A 226-nucleotide genomic window follows, 5' to 3' on the forward strand; every position below is an offset into this window, starting at 1 on the left:
ATAGATCTAACTCGAAACCTTCACGACGCATGTTCTCGATTATGATACCTAGGTGTAATTCACCTCGACCTGATACGCGGAATCTATCTGGGTTGTCAGTATCTGCAACACGAAGTGCTACGTTGTGGACTAATTCTTTGTCTAAACGCTCACGAATGTTACGTGATGTTACCAACTTACCTTCTTTACCACAAAAAGGAGAATTGTTTACAGAGAACGTCATTGT

The 226-nt window shown here is 41.2% G+C and carries 1 pseudogene; it reads right to left on the reverse strand.

Features of this window, described 5'->3' with window-relative positions:
- Positions 1–226, reverse strand: a pseudogene (locus tag V6260_RS18835) (translational GTPase TypA); the annotation flags it as partial.

It is taken from the genome of Pseudoalteromonas aliena, from assembly GCF_038155085.1.
GTDB classification, from domain to species: Bacteria; Pseudomonadota; Gammaproteobacteria; order Enterobacterales; family Alteromonadaceae; genus Pseudoalteromonas; species Pseudoalteromonas aliena_A.